This is a genomic window from Rhodopseudomonas pseudopalustris (assembly GCF_900110435.1).
GTDB classification, from domain to species: Bacteria; Pseudomonadota; Alphaproteobacteria; order Rhizobiales; family Xanthobacteraceae; genus Rhodopseudomonas; species Rhodopseudomonas pseudopalustris.
On sequence record NZ_FODT01000003.1, the window covers coordinates 432,132 to 446,028 of the forward strand.

Below are 13,897 nucleotides of genomic sequence, written 5' to 3' on the forward strand. Positions count from 1 at the left end.
CGCGTTGTCTTCACGCGACCCGGGATCCACATCGCTCGAAAACGCGATCGCCTCACGGCATTGCGGAGGCCGGCACCGTGCCGGCGCTGGCGCGGGTGCGGATCGCCGCGATGGCGCTTTTCAGCGCGGTCTGCCGGCGGTCGGGCAGCGCCGCCGTCCGCGCTTCGGCGATCGCCGCGGACAGATCGGGAAGCGTCAGCGCGCCGGCGAACACCGGCTTGACCAGGCTGTCGATGATCAGCGTCCAATTCGCCATGCCGTAGAGATACGGGTCGCCATAGCCGCGGATCATGGTGGCGCTCTGCACGATGGTCCAGACCGCCTCCGGCCGTTTCGCGAGGCAGCGGTCGATCATGTGCAGCCAGCGCTCGACCCAGATCCGCTCTTTGGCATAACGGATCGACAGCATCCGCCAGCGCCGCAACCACGACTCGATCCGCAGCCTTCGAATGCCGAGCCAGCCGGTCGCGTTGAAGCGCATCTTCACCGGCAGGCGCTGCCAGCCGAGAGCGCCGATGACGTCGAGCATCGGATCGGCCACCACGATCGGTAGCGCCGACACCAGCTCGTCGATGCGAAAACGGCATTTGCGGTCGACCCGGTTGGTCGCCACGCCGTCCGGCCCGATCGCCGCCTCGGCCAGCGCGAGTTGCGCGATCCGGATCGGGTCCTCATAGGCCATCCGCATCGCCAGCAGCTGCGCGATCTCGATCAGCAGCGCGTCGCCGACATCGCGGCGATGCGCGAAGCGGCCGATGCGGTCGAGATACAGCCGCGCGTAGCGCCGGCCCTGAAAGGCGATCAGCTGCTCCACGGCGTCGCTCACCACCGGCGCCACCGCCGGCGACAGATTGTCCGGCAGGGCCAGCGCGACGACGCGGTCACGCTCGCCGATGATTTCGGCGAGCGTGGAGCGCATTGCGTCGAGATAGCCTGTCACCGCCCTGCCCTCGTCGCGGGTTACGCTGTATCGCTCGCGACCTGCGCCGGCACCGGGACATGGGCCTGCGCCAGCCGCGCTTCGAGCACCTCGATATTCTGGAACAGCCGCGCGCTGGCGAGCCGCAGGAAGTAGAAGCCGAACTCCGGGTTCTGGACGTAAAGCTCCTCGACCTGCCGATAGCTGACGCTGAGGACGACGCCGGATTCGACGCATTCCAGCGTCTGCGTCCGGGTGTTCGACGGCGACAGCATCCCGAGCTCGCCGACGATTGCGCCGACCGGAAGCTCGATGCCGGATTCGACCAGGCGGAAGCGGCCGCTGACGATGTAGAACATGTGCTCGGCCTTCTCGTCCTTGTAGAACAGCTCCTCCCCGGCCTCGCATTTGCGCTCGGTCATGAATGGCTTCAGCCATTCCATCGACAGATCGCTGTTGACCGACTTCTTGACGTCGCGCACGAGCTGCAGCATCTGGTGCAGCCGATAGGCGTTGAGCGGCAGCAGCACGGCGTGCAGCGCCAACGTCGGATAGTTGTGGGTCGGGATCGACACCGCGATCATCAGCAGATTGGTCAGCATCCCGAACACCCGCAGCGGGATCATCGTCCGCATCGTATAGGTCGCGACCACGAAGATCGTCGCGAACAGGCTGCCCGCGGTGCCGGCATGCTGAGCGATGTGAGACATATCCATGGGGCCAACCTGTCTCGAGAAACGGATCGTGACGCCGAAATGCGCAGCGAACACCCGCGGCGTGGCGGTGATCGCGCCGCCGCGTGGCGCCTGGAATACACGTTGATGCAAACCGGATTATAAACAATCCGGCGCAGGGAACGCCACCGGCCCCGCGGCGCGTCCGCGCGGCTGCGCGGCGATTGACGGCCGGGGCCGGCGCAGGCAGTTTGCGCGCCCGATCGCAACCCACCGCGGGCCGGACTCCCGCGCCGCAGACCGGCCTCGGAGACGTCTCGTTCGGCCCTCACGCCTCTTCCCACGCCCACAGCTTTTCTGGAGATCAACACCATGTCGGACACGGACAGCATGAGCACGCCGGTTCTCACCATCGAGGGCCCGCGCGCCACCATCCGGCTGAACCGGCCGGAGCACCTCAACCGGCTGCAGCCGGACGACCTCGAGGCGCTGCTCGAGCATTTCGCGCAGATCGAGAGCGACGCCTCGGTGCGCGTGCTGGTCCTGACCGGCACCGGCCGGGCGTTTTCGGCGGGCTTCGACCTCGGCAAGGTCGCCGAGCGCGCCGCCAGCGAGGTCGAGGGCGAGTCCTCGGGCGCGGCCTTCGAAGTCGTCGCCGACCGGCTCGAGAATCTGCGGGTGCCGACGATCTGCCGGTTGAACGGCGGCGTCTATGGCGGTTCGACCGATCTGGCGCTGGCCTGCGATTTCCGCATCGGCGTCGACACCGCCGAGATGTTCATGCCGGCGGCGCGGCTCGGGCTGCATTACTACCCGTCGGGCATCAAGCGTTACGTCACGCGGCTCGGCGTCAACAACGCCAAGACGCTGTTCCTGACCGGGCAGCGGCTCGACGCCGCCGAGATGCTGCGGATCGGTTACTTGACCGCGATGGCGCCGATGGAACGGCTCGACCGCGAGGTCGACGCGCTGGCCGCGACCCTCGCCGGCAACGCGCCGAATGCGGTGGCCGGCATGAAGCGCGCCATCAACGAATTCGCCCGCCAGGCGCTCGACGAGCCGGCCGCCGACGCTCGCGCCCGCGCCTCGATGCGCGGCGCCGAAATCAAGGAAGGCATCGCCGCCTTCGCGGAGAAACGCACGCCGAAGTTTTAAGGCTTAAAGCGGCTCGTCGCCCTGGCTACTGCTCCACGAACGTCGCGACATCCCCGAGCGCGGCGCGGCTGGTGCGGTAGCTGTTGGCTTTGTGCTCGCGGTCGGCGTAGCCGAACGAGATGCCGCACACCACGCGGCGGTCGTCGCCGAGCCCGAAATGCTTGCGCACGACGCCCGAATGGAACGCCAGCGCCGCCTGCGGGACGGTGGCGAGGCCGAGCGCCTGCGCCGCCAGCATCAAGGAGGTGACGTAGCCGCCGCAGTCGATCGCGCCGTAGACGCCGAGCGCCTCGTCGGTGGTGATGATCGCGACATGCGGCGCGCCGAAGAAGTTGAAATTCTCCAGCGCCTGTTTGGCGTAGGCCATCTTGTCGCCCTTGGCGATCCCGAGCGTGTTGTAGAGCTGGAAGCCGCTCTCGCGGCGGCGCTCGAGATACACGCCGCGATACTCGCGCGGGAATTCGAAATCCCCGCTCGCCGGCGCGCCGCTCGCGGCGACGTTGTAGATCACGTCGCGAAACTTTCGGGTCGCCTCGCCGGACGTGATCAGCACCTGCCAGGGCTGGCTGTTGCACCACGACGCCGTCTTCTGCGCGGCGGCGAGCATCCGGTCGATGGTCTCGCGCGGCACCGGATCGGGCCTGAACGCCCGACACGAATAGCGCGCGGCCATCAGCTCTTCGAGCACATCGATCGGGGCAGTGGTCGCGGCAGCGTCGGTCATAGTGGCCTCATTGCTCGATGGTCGTCATTCCGGGGCGCTCACGGCAGTGAGCGAACCCGGAATCTGAAACGCACACTGCGGCGCCGGCAATCGAATAACTTCGGGATTCCGGGTTCGCGAGCTTTGCTCGCGCCCCGGAATGACGGCCCGTGGTTGATGATCGCCGTCACCGCCCCTTGGTCGGGATCTTGTTGAACGGCAGATCCTTGTCGACACGGATGTCGCCCGGAAGGCCCAGCACGCGTTCGGCGATGATGTTGCGCAGGATCTCATCGGTGCCGCCCGCGATGCGCATCGCCGGCGCGCCCAGCAGCATCGCCTGGAAGCTGCCGCCGGCCTCGGCTTCAGCCGGATCGCTGAACACCCCGGCGGCGCCTTCGAGCTCCATCGCGAACGCGGCGATGTCCTGCAGCATCGGCCCCGCAACCAGCTTGCCGATCGAGTTTTCGGGGCCCGGCCGATCGCCTTTCGACAGCGCCGAGATCGATCGATACGAGGTGTATTTCAGCCCGCTCGCCTTCACCGCCCAGTTCGCCAGCTTCGAACGCACCGCGGGGTCGTCGATCGCCGGGCCATCGGCGGTGACGTAATCGTTGCAGAATGCGAAGATCTCCGGAAAGCCGGTGGCGAGCCGCGCGCCGATCGACATCCGCTCGTTCATCAGCGTGGTCAGCGACACGTTCCAGCCATCGCCGACGGCGCCGAGGCGCTGGCTGTCCGGAATCCGCACATTGGTGAAAAACACCTCGTTGAATTCCTGCATCCCGTTGGCCTGCTTGATCGGCTTCACCTCGACGCCCTCGCTCTTCATGTCGAGGAAGAACATGGTGAGGCCCTTGTGCTTGGGCACGTTGGGGTCGGTGCGGGTGATCAGCAGGCCGTAGTCGGAATAATGCGCGCCGGAGGTCCAGATTTTCTGGCCGTTGATGATCCAGTCGTCGCCGTCCTTCTCCGCGCGGGTGCGCAGCCCCGCGACGTCGGAGCCGCCGGCGGGCTCGGAGAACAGCTGGCACCAGATGTTCTCGCCGGAAGCGAGCTTCGGCAGATAGCGGCGCTTGTCGTCCTCGCCGCCATAGGCCATCACGGTCGGGCCGCACATGCCCTCGCCGATCTGGAACGGCTGCGTCAGCTTGCCGTAGACGCCCTCTTCCTGCTGCCAGATCACCTTTTCGATCGGCGTCGCGCCGCGCCCGCCATAATCCTTCGGCCAGGTCAGGCAGGCCCAGCCGCCCTCGGCCTTCTTCTTCTGCCACGCCTTGCCGACCTCGACGATGTCGGCGTTCTTCAGGCTGATGCGGCCGAGGCCGGACTTCGTCAGCTCCTGCTCGAACTCCTTCGGCGCATTGGCGTCGATCCATGCCCGCGCCCTGGCGCGGAAGTCGGCTTCCTGCGGGGTGTCGTCGAAATTCATGTCAGCCTCTCGTCTCGTTCGTATGACTTTGTATCCGTGCCCCGGACGCTGCGCAGCGCGCCGCCCTTGCGGCGTGGTGCGCTGCTGATCCGGGGCCCCGGTGTCTTCTTCGGCGCCCAACCGGGGTCCCGGATCTGCGGAGCGGCATGAAGAATGCCGCACCGCGTCCGGGACACGTGATACTAAGCCCGCCCTCGCGTCGGGATCTGGTTGAACGGCACGTCCTTGTCGACACGGATGTCGCCCGGCAGGCCAAGTACGCGCTCGGCGATGATGTTGCGCAGGATCTCGTCGGTGCCGCCTTCGACGCGGGTCGCGGGGGAACGCAGCAGCATCGCCTGGAACTTGCCGGCGACCTCCGCATCCTGCGGCCCGCTCAGCACGCCGCTCGCGCCCTGCAGATCGAGCGCGTAGGTCGCGACGTCCTGGATCATGCTGCCTGCGACCAGCTTGCCGATCGAATTCTCCGGCCCCGGCCGCTCGCCCTTCGACAGCGCCGAGATCGCACGGAACGAGGTGTATTTCAGCCCGCTCGCGCGTACCGCCCAGTTCGCGAGCTTCGAGCGCACGGCGCGATCGTCGAGCGCCGGCGCGCCATCGAGCGTCAGCGAATTGCAATACTCGAACAATTCGGGAAAGCCGGTCGCCACATTGGCGCCGATCGACATCCGCTCGTTCATCAGCGTGGTCAGCGACACGTTCCAGCCGTCGCCGACGGCGCCGAGCCGCTGGCTGTCCGGAATCCGCACGTCGGTGAAGTACACTTCGTTGAAGTCGGAATTGCCGTTGGCCTGCTTGATCGGCTTGATCTCGACGCCCTTGCTCTTCATGTCGAGGAAGAACATCGTCAGGCCCTTGTGCTTGGGCACAGTCGGATCGGTGCGTGTGATCAGGATGCCGTAGTCCGAATAATGCGCGCCCGAGGTCCAGATCTTCTGACCGTTGATCACCCAGTCGTCGCCGTCCTTCTCCGCCCGCGTGCGCAGCCCCGCGACGTCGGAGCCGCCGGCGGGTTCGGAGAACAGCTGGCACCACACCGTCTCGCCGGAGCCGAGCGGCGGCAGATAGTGCCGCTTCTGCTGTTCCGAGGCGTAGGCCATCATCGTCGGTCCGCACATACCCTGGCCGATGATGAACATCGCGGTGAGCTTGCCGAACGCACCCTCTTCCTGCTGCCAGATCACGCGCTCGATCGGCGTCGCGCCGCGGCCGCCATACTCCTTCGGCCAGTGCGGCACCGCCCAGCCGGCCTCGGCTTTCTTCTTCTGCCACGCCTTGGCGACGTCGAGGATATTGGCGCCCTTGAGCTGGACGCGGCCGAGCGAGGCCTTCTTGAGTTCGGCCTCGTATTGCTTCGGCGCGTTGGCGTCGATCCAGGCCCGCGCCTGAGCGCGAAACTCGGCTTCCTGCGGGGTGTCGTCGAAATTCATCTTGCGCCCCTCACGCCGCGTTCTTCTGGCGCATCCGGTCGATCAGTTGATCTTCCCAGTACGACTGGCTGCCGAGCGCCAGCGCCAGCGCGTTGGAGCGGCGATAGTACAGATGGCAGTCGAACTCCCAGGTGAAGCCCATGCCGCCATGGACCTGGATGTTCTGCTTGGAGCAATGCTGGAACGCCTGCGTGGCGCTGATCCGCGCCGCGGCGGCGGCCTCGGACAGTTCGGCGGCGTCGGTCGAAAGCGCCCAGGCGCCGTAATAGCAATTCGAACGCGCCAGCGTCGCCGAGACGTACATGTCGGCGAGGATGTGCTTGACGGCCTGGAACGAGCCGATCGGCCGTCCGAAGGCGATGCGGTCGAGCGCGTAGTCGCGGCCCATCTCCAGCGCGCGGTCGGAGCCGCCGACCTGTTCGAACGCGATCAGCACCGCGGCGCGGTCGAGCACGCGCGACAGAATGCTCCAGCCTTCATTGGCGGCGCCGAGCGGCTCGGCCTTGGCCCCGTTGAAGGTGAGTTCGGCCTGCTGCCGCGACGGATCGACGCTCGAAAGCGCCTTGGCGTCGACGCCGCCGGCCTTGAGATCGACCAGGAACAGCGAGATGTCGGTCTCACGCCCGCTGGTCCCGGTGCGCGCTGCGACGATCGCAAAATCCGCGATCGCGCCGTCGGCGACCGGCTTCTTGACGCCGCTGATCGTGCCGCCATTGGCGGCGACCTTGATCGCCTGCGGCGACGGATTGCCGGCGCCTTCGAACAGCGCCAGCGTGCCGATCGCCTCGCCCGAGGAAATCTTCGGCAACCATGTCTGCTTCTGCTCGTCGGAGCCCGCGATCAGCAGCGCTTCGGCGGCGAGATACACGGTCGAGGCGAACGGCACCGGCGCCAGCACGCGGCCGAGTTCTTCGGCGATCACGCAGAGTTCGAGATGGCCGGCGCCCGCGCCGCCGAACTCCTCGGGGATCGCGACGCCGAGAAATCCCATTTCGGCGAGGCCCTTCCACAGCTCGCGGTCGTAATCCGCCTTGCCTTCGAGCACGGCGCGCACCGCCTTCGGCGAGCACTTCTCGGCGAGAAACCGCCTCGCCTGATCACGCAGTTGCTTCTGGTCGTCGGAGAAATCGAAATTCATGGGCGTGGTCTCGTTGTTGTTAGTTGTTCGAGATTGTCATTCCGGGGCGCGCGCAGCGAAGCTGCGTGCGAACCCGGAATCTGAAGCCGGCACGTCGAGATTCCGGGGTCGCGCTGCGCGCGCCCCGGAATGACGGAGAGTGTGTTTGTGCATCGTCACTGCAGCACCATCACATCCGGATCCGGATGCTGGGCGTAGAGCCGCTCGACCAGTGCGGCGCGGCGCTCCAGGCCGGCGCGCTGGTTGATGTAGCCCTTGTCGGTGAGTTCGTTGCCGTCGATCGACGGCGGCTCGCTCATCAGCATCGCGCGGGCGATCCGCATCGAACTCACGCCACGCACCTCGGCATTGTGCTTCTCGAGGCCCGCCTTCAGCGCCGCGAGCACCGCGGGATGCTTCACCACGTCTTCATAGGTCGCGTCCGGATTGCCGACGATCTGGCGGCAGGCGTGCAGATTGGGCCACGCCAGAAGGCCGATGAAGGCGCGGTCCTGCCCGGCGACCAGCGCATCGTGAACCACCGGCGTGGCGGCGGCGATCGCGTCGGTGCGCAGCGAGCCGACATGCACGAAGGTGCCGGTCATCAGCTTGAAGTCCTCGACGACGCGGCCGGCGAAGATGATGCCCTTCACCGGGTCCTGCGGATCGACGAACACGCCGGCGTCGCCGATCTTGTAGAAGCCCTCCTCGTCGAACGCGGCTTCGGTCAGATCGGGCCGGCCGTAGTAGCCCGGCATCACATTGACGCCGCGCAGCCGCAGTTCGTATTTGTCGCCGATCGGCAGCATCTTCAGCTCGACGCCCGGGAACGGCAGGCCGATCAGGCCGACGCGCTCGGTGTCCCAATAGGTGCCGGTCGAGGTCGGCGCGGTCTCGGTCGAGCCCCAGCCGGTGTAGAACACCAGCCGCTCGCCGGTGGCGCGCACCGCCAGCGCCTGCATCCGCTCGTACAGATCGTCCGGCAGCCGCGCGCCGCCATAGGCCATCAGCGCGAGATTCTTGAAGAACGAACGGCACAGCGCGTCGTCCTTCTCCATCGCGGAGGCCAGCGCGGCGTAGCCCGCCGGCACGTTCGCGTAGTAGGTCGGCGAAATCTCGCGCAGATTGCGCAGCGTCTCCTCGATCAGGCCCGGCATCGGCCGGCCGTCGTCGATATACATCGTGCCGCCTTCGATCAGCAGCGGATTGAACGAGGCGTTGCCGCCCATCGTATGATTCCACGGCATCCAGTCGAGATTGACCGGCAGCGGCCCGTTGGGATCGCGCGGCCGCACCTGCAGCATCATCGCGGCGTTGGCGCACATCATCCGCTGGGTGTTGATCACCGCCTTCGGCATTCCGGTCGAGCCGGAGGTGAACAGCAACTTGCCGACGGTGTCGGGCGTGATCTGCGCGATCGATTGTTCGACGGCGTCGGTCACCGGCGTCGCCGCCATGTCGGCGAACGCCACGCTGGCGATGCCGTCGGCGGGGTTGCCGACATGCACCACCCTGACGCCGGACAGATCGAGCGCGTGCAGCGCCTTGGTGAAGGCGGCGCCGTCCTGCACCAGCACCACCGCCGGCTTCACCAGGTCGAATAGATATTTCAGTTTCTGATGATCGTGGCTCATCAGCGAATAGGCCGGCGACACCGGCGCGGTCGGAATCCGCGCCTGCATCGCTGCCATCATCATCAGCGCGTGTTCGATCGAATTGCCGGACAGGATCGCGACCGGGCGGCCTTCGGGCAGCTTCAGATCGAGCAGCGCCTGCGTCAGCCCGTCGACGGTGCGCTTGGCCTCGGCGTAGGACACTTTGCGCCACTGCCGTTCCGGGCCCGCGCGCTGCGCCAGCCAGATGTGATCGGGGCGCTGCCTGGCCCATTTCGCCAGCGCCATCGGCAGATGCGGATCGTGGTCGTTCAGCGGAAACCGCGACTTCATCACGACGACGCCGTCGGCGCGGCGATCGACCTCGATCTCGCGCGGCAACCAATTGACCTTGCGGAAGGCCGGCTTGGTCAGCACTGCGGCTGCGCTTGAAGTCATGGTGGCGTCTCCCATTGTGCTGGCCTCTTGCCGGGCCGCGTTGGTCGTCGTCGAGCAGTCAGCGCCGAACATAGACCGGCTTGCGCTTTTCCAGAAAGGCGCTGATGCCCTCGTCGAAATCCTCCGAGCGCGAGCACAGCACCTGATTGCGATCTTCCATGGCGATCACGGATTCGATCGATCCGGCATCGACCGCCATGTTGAGACATTCCTTCGACAGCCGCAGGCCGACCGGCGACGCCGCCAGCATCGCATCGACATAAGGCTGCGCGGCGGCCTCGAGCTGATCGTCCTCGACCAATTCCGACACGAGGCCGGTCATCAGCGCGCGTTCGGCTTCGATGAATCGGCCGGTGAGGATCAGTTCGGAGGCGACCGAGACGCCGACGAGGCGCGGCAAGAAGTAGCTGGTGCCGATGTCGCAACCGCCGAGCCCGAGCTTGATGAAGGCGCAGTTCATCCGCGCGCTGCGGCCGGCGATGCGAATGTCGCTGGCGAGCGCCAGCGCGAAGCCGCCGCCGGCGGCGGCGCCGTGGACCAGCGCGATGATCGGCTGCGGACAGCGCCGCATCAGCATCACGATGTCGGCGATCCGCCGCTGCGAATCCAGCGATTCAGTGACGCCCGGCGGCTCCTGTCGTTCGCCGCGGCGGGCCATCGCCTGTTTGAGATCGAGGCCGGCGCAGAACGCGCGGCCGGCGCCCTTCAGCACCACCACACGGGTGTCGCGGTTGCGCTGCAACTGGCCGAAATAGGCGTTCAGCGCGTCGATCAGTTCGGGGTCGAGCGCGTTCAGACTGTCGGGGCGATTGAGCGTGACCCAATCGACGCCATCGGCATGGTCGACCAGCAGGACCTCGGTCACGCGCTCACTCCCGGATTATTGTTCTTGTCCCGCAGTTCTCCGCGGTCGTTCGTGCGCCCTCTCCCCTTGTGGGAGAGGGCAGGATTGCATCGGCGGCGCGTGCTGCCCGGTGAGGGGTCCGGACTCGCCACCCTCACCCGGCAGCCTTCGGCTGCCACCCTCTCCCACAAGGGGAGAGGATCAAGTCAGTGCTAGCGCGGCGCCATGCGGATAGCGCCGTCGAGACGGATGGTCTCGCCGTTCAGCATCGGGTTCTCGACGATCTGCACCGCGAGCGAAGCGTATTCGGACGGATCGCCGAGACGCGCCGGATGCGGCACCTGGGCGCCGAGGCTCTTGCGCGCTTCTTCCGACAGACCCATCAGCAGCGGCGTCAGGAACAGGCCCGGCGCGATGGTCATGACGCGGATGTTCAGCGACGCGAGGTCGCGCGCCACCGGCAGGGTCATGCCGACGATGCCGCCCTTCGACGCCGAATACGCCGCCTGGCCGATCTGGCCGTCGAACGCCGCGACCGACGCGGTGTTGATGCAGACGCCGCGCTCTTCGCCGATGGTCGGCGCGCTCTGCATCCGCTCGGCGACGAGCCGGATGCAGTTGAAGCTGCCGATCAGGTTGACGTTGATGATGCGCGAGAAATGATCGAGCGGATAGGCGCCCTGCTTGCCGACGGTCTTCACCGCGCCGCCGATGCCCGCGCAGTTCACCAGCACGCGAACGATGCCGTGCGCGGCTTCGGCCTTGGCGATCGCTTCCTTGACCGGGGCCTCCTGCGACACGTCGCCGACGCAGGCGACGCCGCCGATTTCAGCAGCGACCTTCTCGGCGTTGTCCTTGTTCATGTCGAGCACTGCGACCTTGGCGCCCTTGGCGGCCATCGCTTGCGCTGTCGCGGCGCCGAGCCCCGACCCTCCGCCGGTGATGAGAACGGAGACGTCTTTCAACTGCATCGTAACTTCCCTTTCCTTGGGCGCTTCCTGAAGCTTTTGTTGGAAGCGGAACCTGCGTAGCCGGACCCTGGGCGTTTCCTGAACTTTTCAACGGACCTCGAACGGATCCTTCGTCGTGTTCTTCTTGCGCTTTTGCGCCTGTTTGTTCAACGGCCCCTTGGGCGTTTCCCCGATCGTCGTCTGCCGGACGCACTCACACACGAGGCGCGTCATGGTTCTTATCCGTCATCCTGAGGAGCATCCGCAGGGCGCGTCGCGAAGGATTTGGGCGTTTCCTGATTGTTTTCTTGGTATTGTCGAAACAGTTTCAAACGATGTCCCGGGGGTGCCTGCAGCTCCATTCCGCCTGCCTCTTCCGGGCAGTTTCCGTGAGCTGATCCTTGGGCGTTTTTGTTGTTGTTCGGATTCTCTTTGGCGTGTCCCGGGTCTTGATTGAAAGTCTCTCAGTTGCTTGGGGTCGTTTCTTCTTGTTGTTAGCTCGTTATCCGGCGATGGCCTGCTGCGGCTGCGACTTCGAGTCGCTTAACCGCAGCAACAGGCCGCCGAGGATGATCTGTTCGACGTGGCCGATATAGGCGCGGCAGACCTCGTCGGTGACAGGACCGACGCCGGCCGCGCGCGTCATGGTCTGCCGTCCGAAGAACAGATGATCGCAGGCACCGATCAGCGTCGTGTAGAAGAACACCGGATCGACGTTGCGGAATTCGCCGGCGGCGACGCCTTCGGCGAGCAGCCGGCGATGGAAGTCGAGCAAGGGACCGACGAAGAACTTGGTGACCTCGTCTGCGGCGTCGCGATTTTGGCCGTGCAGCAGATAGTGGATCAGCCGGTTCATATAGGGGAACTGGTAGTAGGCCTTGATGATGCCGGCGATGTGCAGCTTCATCTTGATGCTCGGCGCCAGCGGCTGCGCCAGCAGATAATCGAGATTGGTCATCTCGTTGGCGGCGTCGCGCGCCAGCAGCGCGAGCAGCAGGCCGTCCTTGTTGCCGAAATGATATTTCACCAGCGCGGCGTTGACGCCGGATTTGTGCGCGATGTCCGACAGCGAGATTTCGACCGAGTTGCGCTCGATCATCAATTCGCCGGCCGCGACCAACAGCTTGTCGGCGGTGGAATTCTTCACCGCCGGTATTCTGGTCGCCAGAGCTGGGATCGGATGCGCTGCCATGGATGTCGCAATTAGCCCATCGCGAGCGCCGGCTCAAGCGTTAATTGATTGATTGACTAAATCCGTCCCCACCCATTAAATCGCGCCCTGTCAGCCCCGCCAAACAACACGCATCAGGGAGAAGAAACGCATGGCCGAGGCCTATATCGTCGCCGCCGCACGCACCGCCGGTGGCCGCAAGGGAGGCCGCCTCGCCGGCTGGCATCCGGCCGATCTCGCAGCTTCCGTGCTGAATGCGCTGGTCGAGCGCTCCGGCGCGGCGCCGGACCAGATCGAGGACGTCATCATGGGTTGCGTCGGCCAGGCCGGCGAACAGGCGGTCAACATCGCCCGCAACGCGGTGCTGGCGTCGAAGCTGCCGGAGAGCGTTCCCGCCACCTCGATCGACCGGCAGTGCGGCTCGTCGCAGCAGGCGCTGCATTTTGCCGCACAGGCGGTGATGTCGGGCTCGATGGACATCGTGATCGCCGCCGGCGTCGAGAGCATGACGCGGGTGCCGATGGGCACGCCGAGCATTCTCGCCGCCAAGGCGGGGCTCGGCAGCTACAAGAGCCCGAACATGGAGCAGCGCTACCCGAACATCCAGTTCAACCAGTTCACCGGCGCCGAGATGGTGGCGCACAAATACGATCTGTCGAAGGACCAGCTCGACGAATACGCCTATCAGAGCCACCAGCGCGCGATCGCGGCGACCCAGGCCGGCAAGTTCAAGGACGAGATCGTGCCGCTCACGATCACCCGCGCCGACGGCTCGACCGACACCCACCATATCGATGAAGGCATCCGCTTCGACGTGACGCTCGACGGCATCAAGGGCGTCAAGCTGATCAACGAGAACGGCGGCCGGCTGACGGCGGCGACCGCGAGCCAGATCTGCGACGGCGCTTCCGGCGTCGTGGTGGTCAACGAGAACGGCCTGAAGCAGCTCGGCGTCAAGCCGCTGGCGCGGATCCATCACATGACGATGATGGGCGGCGACCCGGTGATCATGCTGGAAGCGCCGCTGCCGGCGACCGAACGCGCGCTGAAGAAGGCCGGCATGAAGATCGACGACATCGATCTGTTCGAGGTCAATGAGGCGTTCGCCTCGATCCCGACCGCGTGGCTGAAGTCGACCGGCGCCGATCCGGCCCGGCTCAACGTCAATGGCGGCGCGATCGCGCTCGGGCATCCGCTCGGCGGCTCCGGCACCAAGCTGATGACCACGCTGGTCCACGCTCTGCAGCAATCCGGCAAGCGCTACGGCCTGCAGACAATGTGCGAAGGCGGCGGCATGGCCAACGTCACCATCGTCGAGCGGTTGTAAGCCGCAAGGCCGCACGGGCGGCACCGACTGAGTATCTGTGTCCCGGATCAGCAGCGCACCACGCCGCAAGTGCGGCGCGCTGCGCAGCATCCGGGGCACAAGACAACTGAATTCATCAGAGCGG

General features: G+C 66.1%; 14 protein-coding genes. 2 read left to right on the plus strand and 12 right to left on the minus strand.

Annotated elements, in window-relative coordinates; translation table 11 throughout:
• Positions 1-52: 52 nt before the first annotated feature.
• Entirely contained in the window at positions 53-940 is an 888-nt protein-coding gene (locus tag BMY71_RS08185; protein WP_092682970.1) for a DUF6537 domain-containing protein, read from the minus strand.
• 20 nt (positions 941-960) lie between these two features.
• A complete protein-coding gene (locus BMY71_RS08190) occupies positions 961-1,635 on the minus strand; it encodes a Crp/Fnr family transcriptional regulator (RefSeq protein WP_092683163.1) in 675 nt (224 codons plus the stop codon).
• Between the two features lie 330 nt (positions 1,636-1,965).
• Between BMY71_RS08190 and BMY71_RS08195 the strand changes: the two genes are divergently transcribed.
• A complete protein-coding gene (locus BMY71_RS08195; protein WP_092682972.1) occupies positions 1,966-2,748 on the plus strand; it encodes an enoyl-CoA hydratase/isomerase family protein in 783 nt (260 codons plus the stop codon).
• Positions 2,749-2,773: 25 nt separating this feature from the next.
• Here the strand turns inward: BMY71_RS08195 and BMY71_RS08200 are convergent, their stop codons facing one another.
• The 9 genes from BMY71_RS08200 to BMY71_RS08235 form a co-directional block, all read right to left on the minus strand.
• On the minus strand, positions 2,774-3,472 hold the full coding sequence (locus BMY71_RS08200) for a nitroreductase (protein WP_092682974.1): 699 nt from the start codon (positions 3,470-3,472) through the stop codon (positions 2,774-2,776).
• A 166-nt stretch (positions 3,473-3,638) separates the two neighbouring features.
• Positions 3,639-4,883, minus strand: coding sequence for an acyl-CoA dehydrogenase (locus tag BMY71_RS08205; RefSeq protein WP_092682976.1), 1,245 nt, complete (start codon positions 4,881-4,883; stop codon positions 3,639-3,641).
• 182 nt (positions 4,884-5,065) lie between these two features.
• Entirely contained in the window at positions 5,066-6,313 is a 1,248-nt protein-coding gene (locus BMY71_RS08210; protein WP_011503994.1) for an acyl-CoA dehydrogenase, read from the minus strand.
• Positions 6,314-6,323: 10 nt separating this feature from the next.
• Complete coding sequence (locus BMY71_RS08215) at positions 6,324-7,451, minus strand: acyl-CoA dehydrogenase family protein (protein WP_092682978.1); 1,128 nt, start codon at positions 7,449-7,451, stop codon at positions 6,324-6,326.
• Positions 7,452-7,606: 155 nt separating this feature from the next.
• Positions 7,607-9,481 carry an AMP-binding protein gene (locus tag BMY71_RS08220; RefSeq protein ID WP_092683165.1) on the minus strand — a complete coding sequence of 625 codons (1,875 nt, stop codon included), beginning with the start codon at positions 9,479-9,481 and terminating at the stop codon, positions 7,607-7,609.
• Between the two features lie 58 nt (positions 9,482-9,539).
• Positions 9,540-10,346 carry an enoyl-CoA hydratase/isomerase family protein gene (locus BMY71_RS08225; protein ID WP_092682980.1) on the minus strand — a complete coding sequence of 269 codons (807 nt, stop codon included), beginning with the start codon at positions 10,344-10,346 and terminating at the stop codon, positions 9,540-9,542.
• Between the two features lie 191 nt (positions 10,347-10,537).
• Complete coding sequence (locus BMY71_RS08230) at positions 10,538-11,296, minus strand: SDR family NAD(P)-dependent oxidoreductase (RefSeq protein WP_011503998.1); 759 nt, start codon at positions 11,294-11,296, stop codon at positions 10,538-10,540.
• Between the two features lie 87 nt (positions 11,297-11,383).
• Positions 11,384-11,509, minus strand: coding sequence for a hypothetical protein (locus BMY71_RS25420; protein WP_283804810.1), 126 nt, complete (start codon positions 11,507-11,509; stop codon positions 11,384-11,386).
• Positions 11,510-11,777: 268 nt separating this feature from the next.
• A complete protein-coding gene (locus BMY71_RS08235) occupies positions 11,778-12,467 on the minus strand; it encodes a TetR family transcriptional regulator (protein ID WP_011503999.1) in 690 nt (229 codons plus the stop codon).
• Positions 12,468-12,597: 130 nt separating this feature from the next.
• Here BMY71_RS08235 and BMY71_RS08240 point away from each other — a divergent pair, with 130 nt between their 5' ends.
• A complete protein-coding gene (locus BMY71_RS08240; RefSeq protein ID WP_092682982.1) occupies positions 12,598-13,773 on the plus strand; it encodes an acetyl-CoA C-acetyltransferase in 1,176 nt (391 codons plus the stop codon).
• Here the strand turns inward: BMY71_RS08240 and BMY71_RS25565 are convergent.
• Positions 13,751-13,879, minus strand: coding sequence for a DUF4880 domain-containing protein (locus tag BMY71_RS25565; protein WP_430715317.1), 129 nt, complete (start codon positions 13,877-13,879; stop codon positions 13,751-13,753). The two genes, BMY71_RS08240 and BMY71_RS25565, sit on opposite strands and share 23 nt — an antisense overlap.
• Positions 13,880-13,897 lie beyond the last annotated feature (18 nt).